This is a genomic window from Mycoplasmoides fastidiosum (assembly GCF_024498275.1).
Classification (GTDB): Bacteria; Bacillota_I; Bacilli_A; order Mycoplasmatales; family Mycoplasmoidaceae; genus Mycoplasma_N; species Mycoplasma_N fastidiosum.
Genome location: NZ_CP101809.1, coordinates 924449 through 940816, shown reverse-complemented (window position 1 = coordinate 940816; position 16368 = coordinate 924449). Strand labels below are relative to the sequence as shown.

Annotated in this window: 12 protein-coding genes and 1 pseudogene; 12 read left to right on the top strand and 1 reads right to left on the bottom strand. The window is 35.0% G+C overall.

What is annotated here, in order from left to right:
• Positions 1-91 precede the first annotated feature (91 nt).
• The 7 genes from gpmI to NPA10_RS03275 all read left to right on the top strand — a co-directional run bounded on the left by gpmI (position 92) and on the right by NPA10_RS03275 (position 7283).
• Positions 92-1630, top strand: a complete 1539-nt coding sequence (gene gpmI / locus NPA10_RS03305) for a 2,3-bisphosphoglycerate-independent phosphoglycerate mutase (protein ID WP_256547288.1) — start codon at positions 92-94, stop codon at positions 1628-1630.
• 13 nt (positions 1631-1643) lie between these two features.
• The gene (locus NPA10_RS03300) at positions 1644-1976 is read left to right on the top strand and encodes a DivIVA domain-containing protein (protein WP_256547286.1); all 333 of its coding nucleotides are present in this window, start codon (positions 1644-1646) and stop codon (positions 1974-1976) included.
• A 22-nt stretch (positions 1977-1998) separates the two neighbouring features.
• Entirely contained in the window at positions 1999-2580 is a 582-nt protein-coding gene (locus tag NPA10_RS03295; protein ID WP_256547285.1) for a 4'-phosphopantetheinyl transferase superfamily protein, read from the top strand.
• Positions 2581-2663: 83 nt separating this feature from the next.
• The gene (gene deoD, locus NPA10_RS03290; RefSeq protein WP_256547284.1) at positions 2664-3383 is read left to right on the top strand and encodes a purine-nucleoside phosphorylase; all 720 of its coding nucleotides are present in this window, start codon (positions 2664-2666) and stop codon (positions 3381-3383) included.
• 8 nt (positions 3384-3391) lie between these two features.
• Complete coding sequence (locus tag NPA10_RS03285; RefSeq protein ID WP_256547283.1) at positions 3392-4843, top strand: DUF31 family protein; 1452 nt, start codon at positions 3392-3394, stop codon at positions 4841-4843.
• Between the two features lie 152 nt (positions 4844-4995).
• Positions 4996-6465 carry a DUF31 family protein gene (locus tag NPA10_RS03280; protein WP_256547282.1) on the top strand — a complete coding sequence of 490 codons (1470 nt, stop codon included), beginning with the start codon at positions 4996-4998 and terminating at the stop codon, positions 6463-6465.
• A gap of 89 nt (positions 6466-6554) precedes the next feature.
• Positions 6555-7283, top strand: coding sequence for a hypothetical protein (locus NPA10_RS03275; protein WP_256547281.1), 729 nt, complete (start codon positions 6555-6557; stop codon positions 7281-7283).
• Here NPA10_RS03275 and NPA10_RS03270 read toward each other — a convergent pair.
• The gene (locus NPA10_RS03270) at positions 7273-8481 is read right to left on the bottom strand and encodes a hypothetical protein (protein ID WP_256547280.1); all 1209 of its coding nucleotides are present in this window, start codon (positions 8479-8481) and stop codon (positions 7273-7275) included. The two genes, NPA10_RS03275 and NPA10_RS03270, sit on opposite strands and share 11 nt — an antisense overlap.
• 188 nt (positions 8482-8669) lie before the next feature.
• Between NPA10_RS03270 and NPA10_RS03265 the strand changes: the two genes are divergently transcribed.
• From NPA10_RS03265 to pyk, 5 genes and pseudogenes are all read left to right on the top strand, one after another.
• Positions 8670-10589: a hypothetical protein gene (locus NPA10_RS03265; protein WP_256547279.1), complete on the top strand. Its 1920-nt coding sequence runs from the start codon at positions 8670-8672 to the stop codon at positions 10587-10589.
• A 6-nt stretch (positions 10590-10595) separates the two neighbouring features.
• A complete protein-coding gene (locus NPA10_RS03260; protein WP_256547278.1) occupies positions 10596-11219 on the top strand; it encodes an MPN555 family protein chaperone in 624 nt (207 codons plus the stop codon).
• A gap of 47 nt (positions 11220-11266) precedes the next feature.
• Positions 11267-12655: pseudogene (eno, locus tag NPA10_RS03255) on the top strand (phosphopyruvate hydratase); the annotation flags it as partial.
• A 1062-nt stretch (positions 12656-13717) separates the two neighbouring features.
• The gene (locus NPA10_RS03250; protein ID WP_256547276.1) at positions 13718-14773 is read left to right on the top strand and encodes an ATP-dependent 6-phosphofructokinase; all 1056 of its coding nucleotides are present in this window, start codon (positions 13718-13720) and stop codon (positions 14771-14773) included.
• Positions 14774-14799: 26 nt separating this feature from the next.
• Positions 14800-16365 (top strand): pyruvate kinase, encoded by a 1566-nt coding sequence (gene pyk / locus NPA10_RS03245; RefSeq protein WP_256547275.1) that lies wholly within the window; start codon positions 14800-14802, stop codon positions 16363-16365.
• The last annotated feature ends 3 nt before the right edge of the window (positions 16366-16368 follow it).

The following is a 16368-nucleotide window of genomic DNA, read 5'->3' as shown; positions in this document are numbered from 1 at the left end:
TTAATCTTTTCTAAAAAAATATAAAACAAAATGACAATTTACCAATTTAAAAATAATTGGTAAATTGTCATTTGAAAGGAACATTTTTATTTTGAAATCTCAACACAAAAAACCAATCGTCTTATGTATCATGGATGGTTGGGGTTTAACTGATTTAAATCCAGGAAACGCTGTTGCTTTAGCAAGCACCCCGAATTATGATGCACTATGAAATAAATACCCACACGCTACTTTATTAGCTTCAGGAACCGCTGTTGGTTTACCTGAAGGCCAAATGGGCAACAGTGAAGTGGGTCACATGAACTTAGGAGCAGGACGAATTGTTTATACTGGTTTATCTTTAATTAATAAAGATATTGCTGATGGTGTTTTTGTTTCTAAACCTGAATTTGCCCGCATTTTTGCTGAAGTGAAAAAACGCAAATCTAAATTACATGTTATGGGTTTAGTTTCTGCGGGGGGAGTGCATTCACATACAGATCATTTAATGGCCTTTATGGATGCTGCTCAAGCTAATGAAGTGCCATATGTTTTACACGCATTTACTGATGGTCGGGATGTTTCTCCTGATGCAGCATTAACTGATTTTGTGACTATTGACCAAAAATTAAAAGCAACTAATGGTAGTTGGGGCTTAATTTCTGGACGTTATTATGCAATGGATCGGGACCGTCGCTGGGAACGCACTGCATTAGTCTATGATGCTTTAACCCAAAACCAATGTGATCAGCGATATCAAGAGCCATTAAGTTATTTAAAAGCACAACATGCTGAAGGTATTACTGATGAATTCATTAAACCAGCTTTAGCTACTGATTTTGATCAAAAAATGATTCAGGATAATGATGTCGTTTTCTTCTTTAATTTCCGTCCCGACCGGGCTCGACAATTAAGTCATTTATTACGTGGATCTGATCAGTTGTATGATTATGTACCAGCTTTTCAAGTTAAAAATATTTTCTTAGCAACTTTAATGACTTATGAAAAAATCATTATTGATGAAGTCATTTATCCCCCATTTGCCATTGAAGATACTTTAGGTGCAATTTTAGCTAGACACAACAAATCCCAGATACGCATTGCTGAAACCGAAAAATATCCCCATGTAACCTTCTTTTTTGATGGGGGACGAGAAGTGGAGTATCAGGATACTAAACGCATTTTAGTACCCTCTCCTAAAGTAGCCACTTATGATTTACAACCAGAAATGTCTGCTAAAGAAATTACTGAAAAACTTTTACCCGAATTAGCCCAACATGACGTGGTGATTTTAAATTATGCTAATCCCGATATGGTAGGTCATACTGGAGTGATTACGGCCACAATTAAAGCAGTGGAAACTGTCGATCACCAAATTGGGGTTTTAGAAAAAGCAGTTAGTTCTTTAGGCGGAGTGATGATTATTATTGCTGATCACGGGAACGCTGAAGTTAAATTAGATGAATTTAATAAACCAGCAACCAGTCACACTACTAATCCAGTTCCATTAATTGTGACAGACTCGAGTGTTAGCTTAAGAACTGATGGTATTTTAGGCGACATTGCTCCCACCATTTTAGATTATTTGGGAATCCCCCAACCAGAAGCAATGACTCGGTCAACTTTAATTAAATCTCGTCGTCTTCCGTAGTAAAATATCTCAAATGTCGAAAAAAACAAGTAATTATCCCCTAATTAATCTGATTACTGATAAGAAATTTAAACCGTGTTTAACTAATAAAGGCGGTTATAATGCTGAGAACGTTGATCTTTTTTTAGATGATGTGGTTAAACAGTTAACCCTAATTTATAATGAATTAGAAAATAGTCGGAGTAAAATTAGAACGATTCAAACTGAGAATCAACAGTTGCAGCAAATTAATCGGGAATTAGAAGAACGAGTTCGGGATTTAGAGAATAAAAACCTTGCTTTAGAAGCCACCAGCGATACCCACCGGTTGAACTACCATTCAAAAAAACTTTCTGATTCAAATTAGGGATAAAAAAAGGTAATTAGTTATGAAAATTATTGGTTTTGGAATTGATTTAGAACCACTTGATCGCTTCGATAGCCGGGTATCAAAAATCAATGATTATTTAATCAAACGCTTTTTAACCGAACGCGAATACGCCGATTATCAAAAAATTACTAGTCAACCAAGTCGGGTGCGGTTTCTAACTTCACACTGGTGTGCTAAAGAAGCGGTATATAAAGCATTACAACAAAAAGATTTGTATTTAGACCAAATTGAAATTTCCCGGTTGCCCAATGGTCATTTGGCTTATCAACCCCAACATATGGATGTTGAAGGATTTTTAAGTTTGACCTATTCGGAAGGTCATTGTGCTGCAGCGTGTGTTTTAATGAAAAAAGAAAAACAACCAACACCCGCATCGTCCCACCCATTAACTTGTTTTAGTCAAGCCGAACAACAACGCTTAGAATTATCAGCTGCTTGTCAAAGTCAAGTACATTATGATCCAATTGCTAATTTATTGAAAGCAAAATTGGATTCGGTTTTAGAGAAGTTGGAAGACATTCAGCCTAAAAAACCTGAAACACCGATTATTCCCAGTTTAAAATTTGGCCGGGTTGGTTAATCATTAAATGTTCATCATTTAATGATTAATTTTTATTTAATCACCTTTAATTCAATTTATCAAATCAAAAAAGGATCAATAATATGACACCTCACATTAATGCTAAAAAAACTGATTTTGCTAAAGTTGTACTTATGCCCGGAGACCCGTTGCGAGCAAAATGGATTGCTGAAAATTTTTTAACTAATGCGGTGCAAGTTAATTCGGTTCGGGGGATGCTAGGGTTTACTGGTGAATACCAGGGCAAACGAATTAGTGTTATGGCTCATGGTATGGGTAATCCTTCAATTGGGATTTATAGTTTTGAACTGTTTAATCCCGAAATGTATGATGTTGATGTCATCATCCGAATTGGTTCATGTGGTAGCTTGGATCCTGATTTACACGTTAAAGATGTGGTGATCGGAGCTGAAACTTTTGGTGACAGCAACTACGCCCAACTAACCAATATTCCAACTGATCAAGGTGTATTAAAAGCCGATCCATCCCTAGTTAATTTGGCTAACCAAACTGCAGCTGAACTAAACTTACAAGCCCATCAAACCCGCTGTTATGCTTCTGATGTTTTTTATGGGGTAGAAACTTATCAACAAACCGCTGCTCGTACTGGGGCTCAAGTGGTGGAAATGGAAGCATTTGCGCTTTATGCCAATGCCTTACGGTTAAACAAAAAGGCCTTGTGTTTATTAACGGTTTCTGATTCGTTAGTTACTCATGAATCCATGTCAGCCCAAGAACGCCAAACCGGTTTTTCTAACATGGTGCAATTAGGATTAAATATTGGTTATAAACTATTAAGTTAAATCCCAACTTGAATAGTTCGGTTGACTGAATTAATTATGACAAATTAATTCGGGCCAGAATTGAGGTAAAAATGCAAATTTGAAAAAAAATTAGCGCCATTATTTTCGGAATTATTCCCGTGGGTTTATCTGGTTGTGCTTTATTTGAACAACGGGTTTTACCCCCACCCCGCATTGATCCAGATAATGCTTGAACTGATGCCCAAGGTCGCATTTTAAGCGGGTTTGCTTCAGAATTACAGTTTAAGTTACCCGAATTTAATGACCAAAACCTTGACCTTTTTAAATACATTAATTCTCGGGCTATTTCCATTACCGCCACCCGGCAGAACCGGAATAATCCCCGTGAGGCTTCAGTGGTTTTTGGAACCGGTTGAATTATTGGTGCGGCTAACCAAGCGACAACTGAAGGACGGGATTTAGCTTTTTATGTTTTAACTAATGTCCATGTAGCTAATAATTTCTGAAACCAATTGGGTGTGAACTGGAATATTCGTTCTGAATCATTCGGCTTTGGTTATAGTCCGTTTTTTAAACAATATTTAATTAATGGCAGTTTACCAACCGAAAAAGAATTATCAGGGCGCAGTGGTAATTCCCTACTGAATTTCAGCACCGATATTGATAGTGATTATGCGCCAATTGGAGTTGATTCACGCACTTTTCACTGGAATGCGAACAACTTTAGCATTCAAGATTTTGACTATGCAACTGCTCCGTTTACAGCTGATACCATTCGAACTAAACAGGGATTACAATCCAGTTATGAAGGGGTTAATTTTTCAGCTGATGCAGCAGTTATTGAAATTAATTTAGCCCCTGCTTACCGGTATGCCAGCCGTACTAATGATGTCTTATTAAAACGTTATATTGAATACGTTAGTGAAACCGTTGCCATTGCCCAAGCAGATACTCCTTTCGGTTCTGCAGATAATTCTGCGGGGTTTTTAAGTGGATATCCATCAGTACGTCATTCCCGTTGGGTTGCTAATTCCACCAGTATTATTAACATTCAATTAAATCCTGAAATTCAACCCCGAAACCGGATTTTATTAACTCCCAGTCGCAACATTGATGAAATTTACACTGATTCACTGTTAGATGTACAAATTGATCCAACTAGAATCCAACGTTTTGCTTCTCCAGTTTCTGAATATGGGGTTCAAGGCTTGAATATTGGTGCAGGTTCTTCGGGAACAGCTTTAATTGGTTATCAACCTGATAAACCCGCAAACCAGCGGTTCAGCATTAACGGGATTTACTGGGGCGGGCTAGAAAGTGAAACTTCTCCCACCAATTTTGAAGGCCGAATCTCCCGATTTGTGGTTCCGAACCGGTATGATTTAATTGGTATCACCAAAACCACAGGTTCTGTCACTGCATCAACCCCTGTTTCTAATAATAGTTTATGTGATTATATTGCAACCCAACCCGGAGCTCGCAAATTAAACTATTGTTAGAAACAATGAATTTCAATTGGAGAATTAACAAAAAACTGGTGGTTGGTTCATCAGTTTTTTGTTAATTATTTTCGTTTAATCAATAAAATAGCAATTAAATCAACGATCCTAATTAGTTGAACCAATTTTGATCACGAAAGCAGGATTAGCTTATGTTTTTCTTTCGATTTTTTCGTAAACTGCAACTATTATTACCTGTAGCTAGCATTATCGGTGTGAATGCTTGCAGTTATTTATCAGGTAACAATTCACCCTTATTTTGACGGGGTTATGATAATTCTGCTGATTTATTGCAATTTAATCCAGCTTATGAATCAACAAGTTATCCAATTCTAACCTATTTACAAAACAGTCCGAATCACACCAATAACCACCGCAATCCTCAAGAAGCCAATTTTAAAATTCCTGAATATACTTCTGAACAAACTGCTTTGTTTGATTTTTTCAGATCTCGGGTAATTAGTTTGCAAGTGTTTCGCCAAACAAATGATACAGCAACTACCACTCTGTATTCAGGAACTGGTACAATTCTTGCTAAAGTGAGTGATGACCCCCAAGATTATCATTTTTATGTAGCTACTAATTTACATGTGGCCCAAAACTTTTTAAGTAACAATTTTTCGTTAATTTCAGGAGCCCGATTTCATTTTAATCCCTATTTCAATTTAGCAAACCCACCAACCCCAGAGCAGTTATTTGATCAAGATAAAATTAGTTTTCCCGCAATTCAAAGACGATTTTTAGATTTTAAAAATCCAACTGCTTCCAATACAATAGCTTGAACAGCAACTGATTTACGGGTTAAAAATTATAAAATTCTTGATTATCGTGATGATAATGCCTATTTTACCCGTTTCTCTGATAATTCAGAAACATCCCAAACCCGATTTGACAATGGTTTAGGTGTGAAAGCTGGATTTGCTGCAGATTTAGCAATTTTGAATTTAGATTTTGGGAATTTATTTGATCGCCAATTCGGAACCGGTCACTTCACTGATAACTCTTTAGATTGATTACGCTATAAAGAACTTTTTGTAAGACAAGTGCAAAATAGTGATGTTCTTTTTGATAGTGTTACTGATACTGGTGGTTATCTTTTAGGATATCCTGCTGCTATTGAAGCAAATTCTGGTACTGATGATGCTTATGGAGTGGGGATGGTAAACATCGAAATTGTTCACCAGAGAATTAGTGAGGCGATTGATGACATCAGAAATAATTATTTCCCCCCATTTTTAACCCGAAACTACCAAAATGACGAATTTTTTCTGTTTCATAAAGGCCAACGTTATTTTTATGGTCCAGTTAGTGACTATAATATTCGCCAACTTAACCTTCAAGCAGGTGCATCAGGGTCAATTTTTGTTCATTTTGACCCGAAGGAAAAACAAGTGAGCTTAAATGGCATTTATTGAGGAGTAGCTTCCAGTCAAATTGGTCAGTTTCAATCCGGAGACATTACAGTTACTAATTCTTATGGTAGAATTACTAAATTCATAGAACCAGACACTTATGATTTAATTGGTAAAGACCCTGAAAATGCCGGTAGTCATTCTTTTTGCAACTGGATTATGAACCAAAAAACCAATGATGCAAAATTACGGTTACCAACTTTTTGCTAACCTCATTCCTAATTAATAGACCAATTTTTTGGGCTAATCCCACTTTGATTGCTAGATTACAATTTAATTTTTAAAAATCACGAGAAAATATGCTTAAAGCGTTTGTCATCCAATTTGATGAAGTTTTTGCACACTTAAAAAACTACCGTACTGCTGCTTGAAAACAAACTTTTGCCCAAATTGATCCTAATTTTCCCATCTCCCAAGCGTTGATGCAGAATTTGTTGAAACTCAAAAATTCCAGTGACAAAATTATCTTTTGAAGTGATTTTGCAGCAAAGTGCCGCATTGATTACCCGCAAATTAAAGCGGTTAAAGCAGTCGAATTGGTAAAATTGTATGACCGAGTTTTATTACAAATTCTGAATGAACAATTAAGTGATGATTGTTTAGATCCGCATTTATTAAGCGAATTAAGCCGTTTAAACAAAATGTTTGATGTCATTTGTTATGTGCTAAATTTTTCAGAATTATCTAATTTAATCTGAACTAAACTAAAAATTGGTAAAAACTATCCCTTCATTCATCGGGCGTTTGCTGAACCACAGTTAAAAAGTTTGAATTTTGTTGAAAACCAAGTTATTAAAATGGATCAACAACAATTATTAGACTGAATGAGTAGCAAAAAAATCCGGCCAAATGAAATTATTGTGATTGCGAAAAAAATTGATTTAATCAAAACAGTTTCAGCAATCAATTGTTATGTGGTAGGAGTTGATAATGCTTGTTGTCGTTCTTATTGTGAGCTAGATTTTGAAACTTCACGAGAAACAATTGATTTAGATCAAGTTTGTTTTGGATACCACGCTAAAAATTAATTTTGGACAAATAATCAAATAAATTAATATTATTTTTGGCGGAATTAACTGCAGAAATAATATTAATTTTTTTTTGGCTAAAAAATTGCTTGCGATTAATCGGCATGAATTGGAATTCATGGTGTTCAATGTTATAAATTTTTTGCATTAAGTTATCAGTTAACTGAATTTTGGCGTAGTTTTCCTGGTTTAAATCAACTTGAAAACTTAAAATCCCAATTTTAAAATTTAAAATTGCTTCATTATCGCTTTTTCCGGTTTGATAACTACAACTGTTGGGCGCATGTTGGTTAAATTGGTTGAAATCCTTAATCACTTGTGAAAGCACAATGTTTTCAACTGGAATATTAATTTGGGAATAATGACAGAAATAAAAATACAAAAAATTATGGTTCAAAAAGTACATGGACTGGCGTTTTTTGGAATGAAAATCGTTATTTAAGATGTAACGGATTTCGGTGACTAATTTAATTTCAATTAAAAAATTCAGTGCGAGCATGACACTTTCATACCGTAAATCATTTTCATCACAAAATTTGCCAATTGAAAATGCGCCAAAACTAGTTGTGGCAATTTTGCGAATAATAGTACGCAACAAATTCGAACTAATTTTTTTATTAGCTAGAAAACCAATTTTTTGGCTGATTAAATTTTCGATGATGATATTTCAGTCTTCTTCCATTTTGACTAAATTATGAGCTTCATATAGATTTAAGCAGTAATGATAAATTAACTGGTTGTAATCGTTTCACTTATTTTGATTTTGGGTTAATAAATAGCTTAAGTTCAGCTTATATTCACAATAAAATTTGGGAATTAACTGTAAAAATAGATTTCGGTTTTCCCAGTGTAAAAAATTAGAACAAATGCCATAAAAAGTGATGTTGTCACTGAAACTGAAGTTGTATTGTTTTTTACTGAAATATTCCAACCCATCCATTAAAAATAAAACATTATTTTGCTGACAAAGATCAGAATGAATTAATTCTAAAAAATTGGTTCAAATCACATCAAGTTTATGCCCAGCTTTTACACAGCTTTCAGCTGGAAAGTAAATGATAGTTTGGGACGGGTCTTTTTGAAGTGCTAAGTCAATAATTTGTTCAAAAAAGCGTTTGTTTAATCGGGCATCGTCGTTGATAATAACGGCTTTTTTAAGGGATAAAATTTTAGCATAATTCAAATGTGGTGATTTCATAAAAGAAGCAAAAACTCATTCTGTAAATTTGTTTGTTAAAAATCATTTTACAAAAAAATGTAATTTAATTTTAAGAAAAATTTTCTTATTTATTCTATAATTAACCAGAAGTTGTGGAAAATGTTATTTTTCAATGTAAACACAACTTTAATTACGCTTAGAAATACAACTTAGTAGTGAAGTATAAAATGGCAAAAAAAAGAAAACCCTCCAGCAAGAAAAAAGAAATTAGTTTAACTAATGATTTTCTAATGCGGGATGAAAAGTGAAACAGTCCAAATGATGTAGGGCTGAGCAAGGAAGAAGAAGAGCGTATTGAATTAGCTAAAAAATTCAATATTAACTTGGCTCGTCCAAAGCAATCCAAACGGATTAAAGCACTTTTTGAACTGTACGAAGAAAATCTAAATAAATCTAAACTGAGTTCTTTCTTGTACTCAAGAATTATTGATAGTAGCAACAAACTAGTTGAAATTTATAAAAAACAGCGTTCTGAAATCCAAAAATTAGATTCAATTGATGAAAATGTGGAATTCATTAAACGTCGTTTGGCATATGTTATCAACCGTTACCGTGCTCAAGTTGATACTGCTTATGCAGAAATTGAACGCACTAAAACCCTGCTATCTGATTACAATAAGCGCAAAATTAATCCATCCGAGTTAATTCCTGAATCTAAAGAAGAACTAACTCGTTTAGGCGATGTGGCTTGAAACCACTATTTAAAAGCGATTGACATTAATAAAGAATTACGTAACACCATTATCGGTTATGAAAACCGGTTGTGTTTATACAAAGTTGGAAAATTATTCTTAGATTACAAAATTTATGTAAAACAAGAATTAAACCAATACCGTGAGCATTTGTTGCAATTAAACGAAGCTAACGAATACGAATTTAACGAAATTTTACGACACTTTGAATTACCACCTGCTGAATTAGCTAAATTTCAAGAATTTTTAAAAGCCAAAATGGAATCCAAGCTAGTTAATGCTCAAGGATTAAAAGTTGCTTTTGATAAATTCTACGATTTTGACGTAAAACAAATTGATCGCATGGTTCAAGAAATTCGTGAGCAACAAGAAAAAGATTTCAAACAACTGATTTATGTGATTAACCACTATAAACGCATGTTGTTGAAAAAACAAACTAAAGCTAACGATGATTTGAACGAACTAATTCAATACGCGAAAAAATGCTACATTGAAAAAGTGGCTGAGCTAAAACAATCATTGATGCTAAAAGAAGAAATGTACTCTAATGATAAATCTTATCTTTCTTCTGAAGAAATTGAGTTATTGTTAGAACTAAACCGAAAAGAATTAGCGGTTCGCATCGAACAACTAAAACACAAATTTACCAACCGTATTAAACCATTAACTGATGATTTTAACAATATGGAAATGTTGATTGAACGGGACTATGTGTTTGATAAACGTAAATTAAAAGAGCAGTTAGCTCAACTGAAATTCTTAGAAAACAAAAACGTTGAAAAACTAACCCAAGATTTCAACGAACGCAAAGCTAAATTAATTGAATTATTTGATGATCGTTATAATTTCATCAAATCAGACATTGAATACTTGCGTAATGATTTTGAAAAAACGATTGAGCAACTAAAAACTGATGTTGAAGGGGTTGCAGCCAATATTTTAGAGCAACACGAACATTATTGAACTAATGTTAATTTGGAATTTAACTCTGAAATTCGCAAATTCTTAACTAAATTTCACTATGAAAGTGCGCCTTGAACCCACAATTGAAAAGGTGGTGATCGGGGCTGAATGCATGATTATTTATTAATCAATCTAAGTGCTGAATATTTAAACCACGTTGGTGAATCATTGAAAGGTTTTTCCCCTGAACACCAACTATATACCAACATTGGTAAAGCTTTAATTCAATTCAATGAAAAAACCCGTGAACTATATAAAGTGCGGGATGAAATTGAATTTGAACAATTAATTCGCTTAAACACAATTCCAGCAGTTGATGTTTCTTCAATTAAACAAACGTTTAACCAAAGTTTAGTAACTTTAAAAAATGAAGAAACTAATTACCAAAAAACCCTGAAAACCTTTTTGGCAAGTTTAAAAGATCGGAACTAAAACCATATGGAATTGAAATCAAAAATTAAATCCAAGCAACCGATTCCATGAGGCAAAATTATTGTGATTCGAGAACTCAATGTTCATCCCACAGTTTTAGGGCAAATGGAAAAAGGCATCCGGGATAATAATCCAAAAATTACAGAACAAGAACTACAACAGCAAGTTTATAAAATGGTTTTACGGGATAATTACTTCAACCATTTAATGGATCTGGTCGCACAATCTTATGAAATTGTGGTTGATCCAGAAGAAGAAAACGCCCGCAAGCGCGATCTAAAACAACTTCATCCCGAATTAGATCAAGCCATGGTTGATCAGATTGTGCGGATTAACATTATGCGCGAAATTATTTTTACTGATTTGGGAAAAGAATTTGGCATTAGTGTGACTGATGAACAAGCTAAAGAAAGCTTAGATCGATTCTACCAACAAACTGGTCAACCAATTCGCGAATTTTTATCAAATCGTAAAAAATTTGAAGATATCAAAAAAACCATTTTTGATCAATTGATTTCCGAGCGGTTAATGAATGCATTTAAACCGGATTTTCAGTTGGAAGAATTCAACCGTCGCATGGAAGCTGAACGCCGCCAGCAACAAGAACAAGCTGCTAAAAAACCAAATTAATATCAAAACAATTTAAATTAATTAACAAAATTAAGTATTAACTAAAAATGACTATTAGAATTAAAAAGATTTTTGCATATGAAGTTTTAGACTCTCGCGGCTACCCTACTGTTGCTGTTTTAGCAAAAGTAACTGCTAGTGAAATGTTATCTCGAACTAAAGAAGCAAGCGGGAAAGTGATGGTACCTTCAGGTGCTTCCACTGGCCAAAAAGAAGCTTTAGAGCTACGTGATGGAGATAAAACCCGATACAACGGTAAGGGTGTTAAAAAGGCCATCATGTACATTAATAATGTTTTAGGACCAAATTTGATTCGTAACGGGGTTGACCCATTAAATCAAGAAGAACTGGACCGAACTTTAGTGTCTTTAGATGGCACTGAAAACAAATCCCAATATGGAGCTAACGCCATTTTGGGAGTTTCTTTAGCAATTGCTAAAGCTGTCGCTAACGTTCAACGTTTACCTTTTTATCGCTACGTTAACAAATTATTAGCAGCTCGAACTACAACTTCTGCAAATAATAATAAATTAACCATGCCAGTACCAATGGTAAATGTGATTAATGGTGGTGAACATGCTGATAACACCATTGATTTCCAAGAATTTATGTTTATGCCAATTGGCGCTCACTCCATGCACGAAGCCGTACGCATGGCAAGTGAATGTTTCCACGCTTTACAATCCATTTTACATTCCAAAGGTTATAACACCAACAAAGGGGATGAGGGTGGATTTGCACCAAACTTACGTAGTAGTGAAGAAGCTTTATCTTTAATGGTTCAAGCTGTTTTAAAAGCCAAGTACAAACCCGGAGTTGCTGAAGGGCAAATTGCGTTTGCTCTAGACTGTGCTGCATCTGAATTGTATGACAAAAAAGAACGAGTTTACACCTTTAAAAAAGCTTTAAGTGCGGGCTTGATGTCCAAAAAAGAAGCAGTAAAAACTAGTCAAGAAATGATTGATTATTTAGTTAGTCTAGTTAATCGTTACCCAATTATTTCAATTGAAGATCCACTAGATGAAACTGATTGAGATGGCTTTGAAGCATTAGTTGCGGCTTTAGGCAACCGGGTGCAAATTGTGGGGGATGATTTATTCTGTACTAACCCAAAAATTACTGCTGAAGGGGTGACTAAAAACCTAGCTAACGCAGTTTTAGTGAAAGTAAATCAAATCGGAACTTTATCTGAAACTTTAGAAACCATCCGAATTGCTAAAAATGCGGGCTGAACTTACATCATTTCCCACCGTTCTGGAGAAACTGAAGACACCACCATTGCTGATATTGCAGTCGGAACAAATGCGGGGCAAATTAAAACCGGTTCAATGTCTCGTTCTGAACGAATTGCTAAATACAACCGTTTATTAGAAATTGAAATGGAATTAGGTCGCTCTAATTGCTTCTACCCGGGTTTAAGCACTTTCAGTAATTTAGACCAAAGTCTATTAGAAGAAAAAAATTACAACCAAGCTTTAGCTTTAGAAGCTTCTCGTGAATTCAGCACTGCATTAATCACTAAACCAACTCGTACCCGTCGGGCAAGCACTAAACCAAAACGTTCAGCTAAAAAAGCGCGTACTTTATCTGCACCGTTAGTTGAAGCTGTTGAAGTAGTTGAATTGCCAACCGTTTCCCGTCATGTTTTATCAACCAGCAAACGTACTACCAAAAAAAGATTAACCCGAAAAGTAGTGAAAAAATCCAATCATTCAGTTGCTTCATCTGTTGAGAAAGTGAGTGTTAAAAAATCAAAAACTTCTATGCCAATCAAAAAATCAACTTCTAAAAAACCTGTTGTTGCTAAAAAATCAGTAGCAGCGAAAGAGCCAGTGGCTGTTAAGAAATCTGCAGCTGCCAAAAAACCTGTTGTTGCGAAAAAAGTTGAAGCTGTTAAAAAATCAACTAAACCAGTTGCTGCCAAAAAACCAGCTGCTAAAGCAAAACCAGCTGCTAAAAAAGCAGTTAAAAATGTTGAACCAGTTGCAATTGTTAAACCAGTTGCGAAAAAAGCAGCTGGGGCTAAACCAAGTGTGAAAGCAAAAACTGTTAAAGTCGTAAAACCAGCTGCGAAAAAACCTGCTACAAAAAAACCAGCAGTTAAAAAAGCAAGTCCTGCTAAATCACCTAAAAAAGCAGCTGCAAAAAAATAAATTACCTTGTAAAAAAAATAACTCATACCAAATAAAACGATTGTTTTTCGGGCAAAATTAATCAAAAATTGCTATAAAAATTTTCAGTTTATGGTAGAATTAGTCTAATTGAAAAACTTTTAAATTCAAATATGGTTTGCCCAGAATTTGGTCTTTCAAAATCATGTAATCACTTCAATTATTTGTAAAATAAGGTAACAAGATTTTGATTCAATTAAAGGTTTCAGACATCTAAAAACAACAAAACAATGAAATATATTATTTCATTGTTTTGTTGTTTTTTTTAATGTAAAGCGATCAAAAATAAAATTATTAGAATTTCAAGAAGAGCTTATTTATATAAACATGAATTCACCAACTAAAAAACGAGTCGCTGTCTTAACTTCTGGGGGTGATTCTCCAGGTATGAATGCGACAATTTATGGTTTTGTGGCCTCAGCAATTAATGCCGGATTAGAACCATACATTGTAGTTGATGGTTATGATGGGTTAATCGATAACCACATCTTTCCCATTAGTTACAATAAAGCGCGTCAACATGCGCATGATGCAGGAACTTTCATTGGTTCGGCCCGCTCAATGCGGTATAAAAATGACCCAACAATGCGCCAATTAGCGAAAAAAAACTTAGAAAAAAACAAAATTAGCGGGTTATTAGTAATTGGGGGAGATGGTTCATACCAAGGGGCACAATTACTTCATGAACTAAAATTTCCGGTACTAGCAGCTCCAGGAACAGTCGATAATGATGTTGGATCTTCGATTGTAACTGTTGGATTTAATTCTGCAGCTCAAGTAATTTTTGACTGTTTAAAAACAATTAAAAAAACCGCAATTTCCCACCGCAGTGTTTTTTTAATTGAAGCCATGGGACGTCACTGCGTCGATTTATCAGTAATTGCAGGAATTGCAGGAATTGCCGATGCAATCATTACCGCTGAAAATCCATTTAACACCCAAGATTTCATTGAGTATGTGAAAAAAGCTGAAGCCCGAGGTCAACGGGGGGTGATCTTTTTGGTAACTGAAAAAGTGTATGGAAAAGAATACTCAGATCAGTTAGACGATTTAAACGTGATTGCTAAAGCGATTGAAAAAGCAACTGATCGGACCACTCGTTATCAAGTCATTGGTTATTTACAACGCGGGGCAACCCCAACTGCAACTGATGTATTATTAGGCATTGGTTTTGGTAACCAAGCGATCCAGTTGTTTTTAGAAAACAAAGTTGGTTATGCTTTAGGTTCTAATGGATGGGACTATTATGAAACCGAATTAGCAATTGCTAACCAACTAAAACCAGCTGACCGCACCAAAATGATGGAATGAAACAACAAGTTAATTAATATTAATGAAACCAAACCGGTTATCACAGCAACCGATAATCCAACTAAAAAATAAAAAAGAAAATGAAAGAATAATTCCTTATGATTAGTCATTTACGAAGAACCAAAATTATTGCTACTTTTGGACCAGCAATTACCCAAAAATTGTGAACATTTGCCAGCTTAGAAGACCCAGCCAACGCAGAAATGGTGAAAAAAGCTTATGCAACGACTGAATCTTGTTTACTAGCTGGAGTGAATGTGGCCCGATTTAATTTCTCCCACGGCACTCATGAAGAACAATTAGTGCGAGCCAAAATTATCCGCGAAGTTTCTGCTAAACTAAACCGTCCTATTTCATTGATGTTAGATACTAAAGGCCCAGAAATTCGGGTATGAAAGATTGGTAATGAAGACGGAATTTTATACCGTGCGGGTAGCAAAATTACCATTTATACCACTCAAAAAGTAGTTGGAGATGAATCTGGTTTTTCAGTTGTTGATTCAACTGAAACCTATAACATGGCCAAAGATGTGGCGGTTAATAACACCATTTTAGTTGATGATGGTAAATTAAGTTTAGAAGTGGCATCAGTAGATGTTGCTCAAGGTTTAATTGAAGTTTATGTGATTAATGATCACGTATTAAAAACCAACAAACGGATTAATTTACCAGGTGCAGATTACACCATTCCATTCTTAAGTGAAAAAGACCGGGGCGATATTTTATTTGCGATCGAACACAACTATGATTACATTGCAGCTAGTTTTGTGAATTCCAAGGAAAACTTGTTAGACATTAAAAAAATTCTGAACGAAAACGGGGGCAGTCACATTAAACTAATTGCTAAAATCGAAACCCGGCAGGGTATTGATCGGTTAGATGAAATTTTAACTGTTGCTGATGGGGTAATGGTTGCTCGGGGTGATTTAGGTTTAGAAGTGCCATATTATGAGGTACCTTACTGGGGCAAATACATCATTAAAAAATGTCGTTATGCCAATGTTCCAGTAATCATGGCAACCCAAATGTTAGATAGTTTGGAAAAAAACATTATTCCTACCCGAGCAGAATCTTCTGATGTTTTCTGAGCTGTTGAATTAGGGGTTGATGCTACCATGTTATCTGGAGAATCAGCTCAAGGGTTATTTCCAATTAATGCGATTAATGTCATGTCTAAAATTGATCGACAATCCGAAATTTTTTATGACTATGACCGCAGCTTGCGTACTTATTTTTCTAAATCACCCAAATTCCACACACCAATGTACCAATTTGCTCGTAAAATCGCTGAAATAGTGATGCCTGAACGCGAAATTATGAACAGTGGTTTTAGTTTTCAAGCTATTGCAGTTTTTGGTCCTACTGAAGAATTTATTACAGCCTTATCTGCAGCTCGTCCAGCTACTCGGGTGTTAGTGTTTACTGACAACCCACGTGTATATACTGGTTTAGGTATTTTTTATGGAATTTTACCAATTTTAGTTGATGATGTAACCCACGCACAAACTTATGCTGCTGATTATTTAAAAGCATATTACGACAACCAAATTCAAACCCGTCGTGACCATTCTTTAAGCCGTAAAACCTTGGTAGTTTATGGTTCTGAATTAGGATTAATTGACAATCACACCCCAATTGCTGGTGTGGAAGTAAAATTAAAGTAGTTG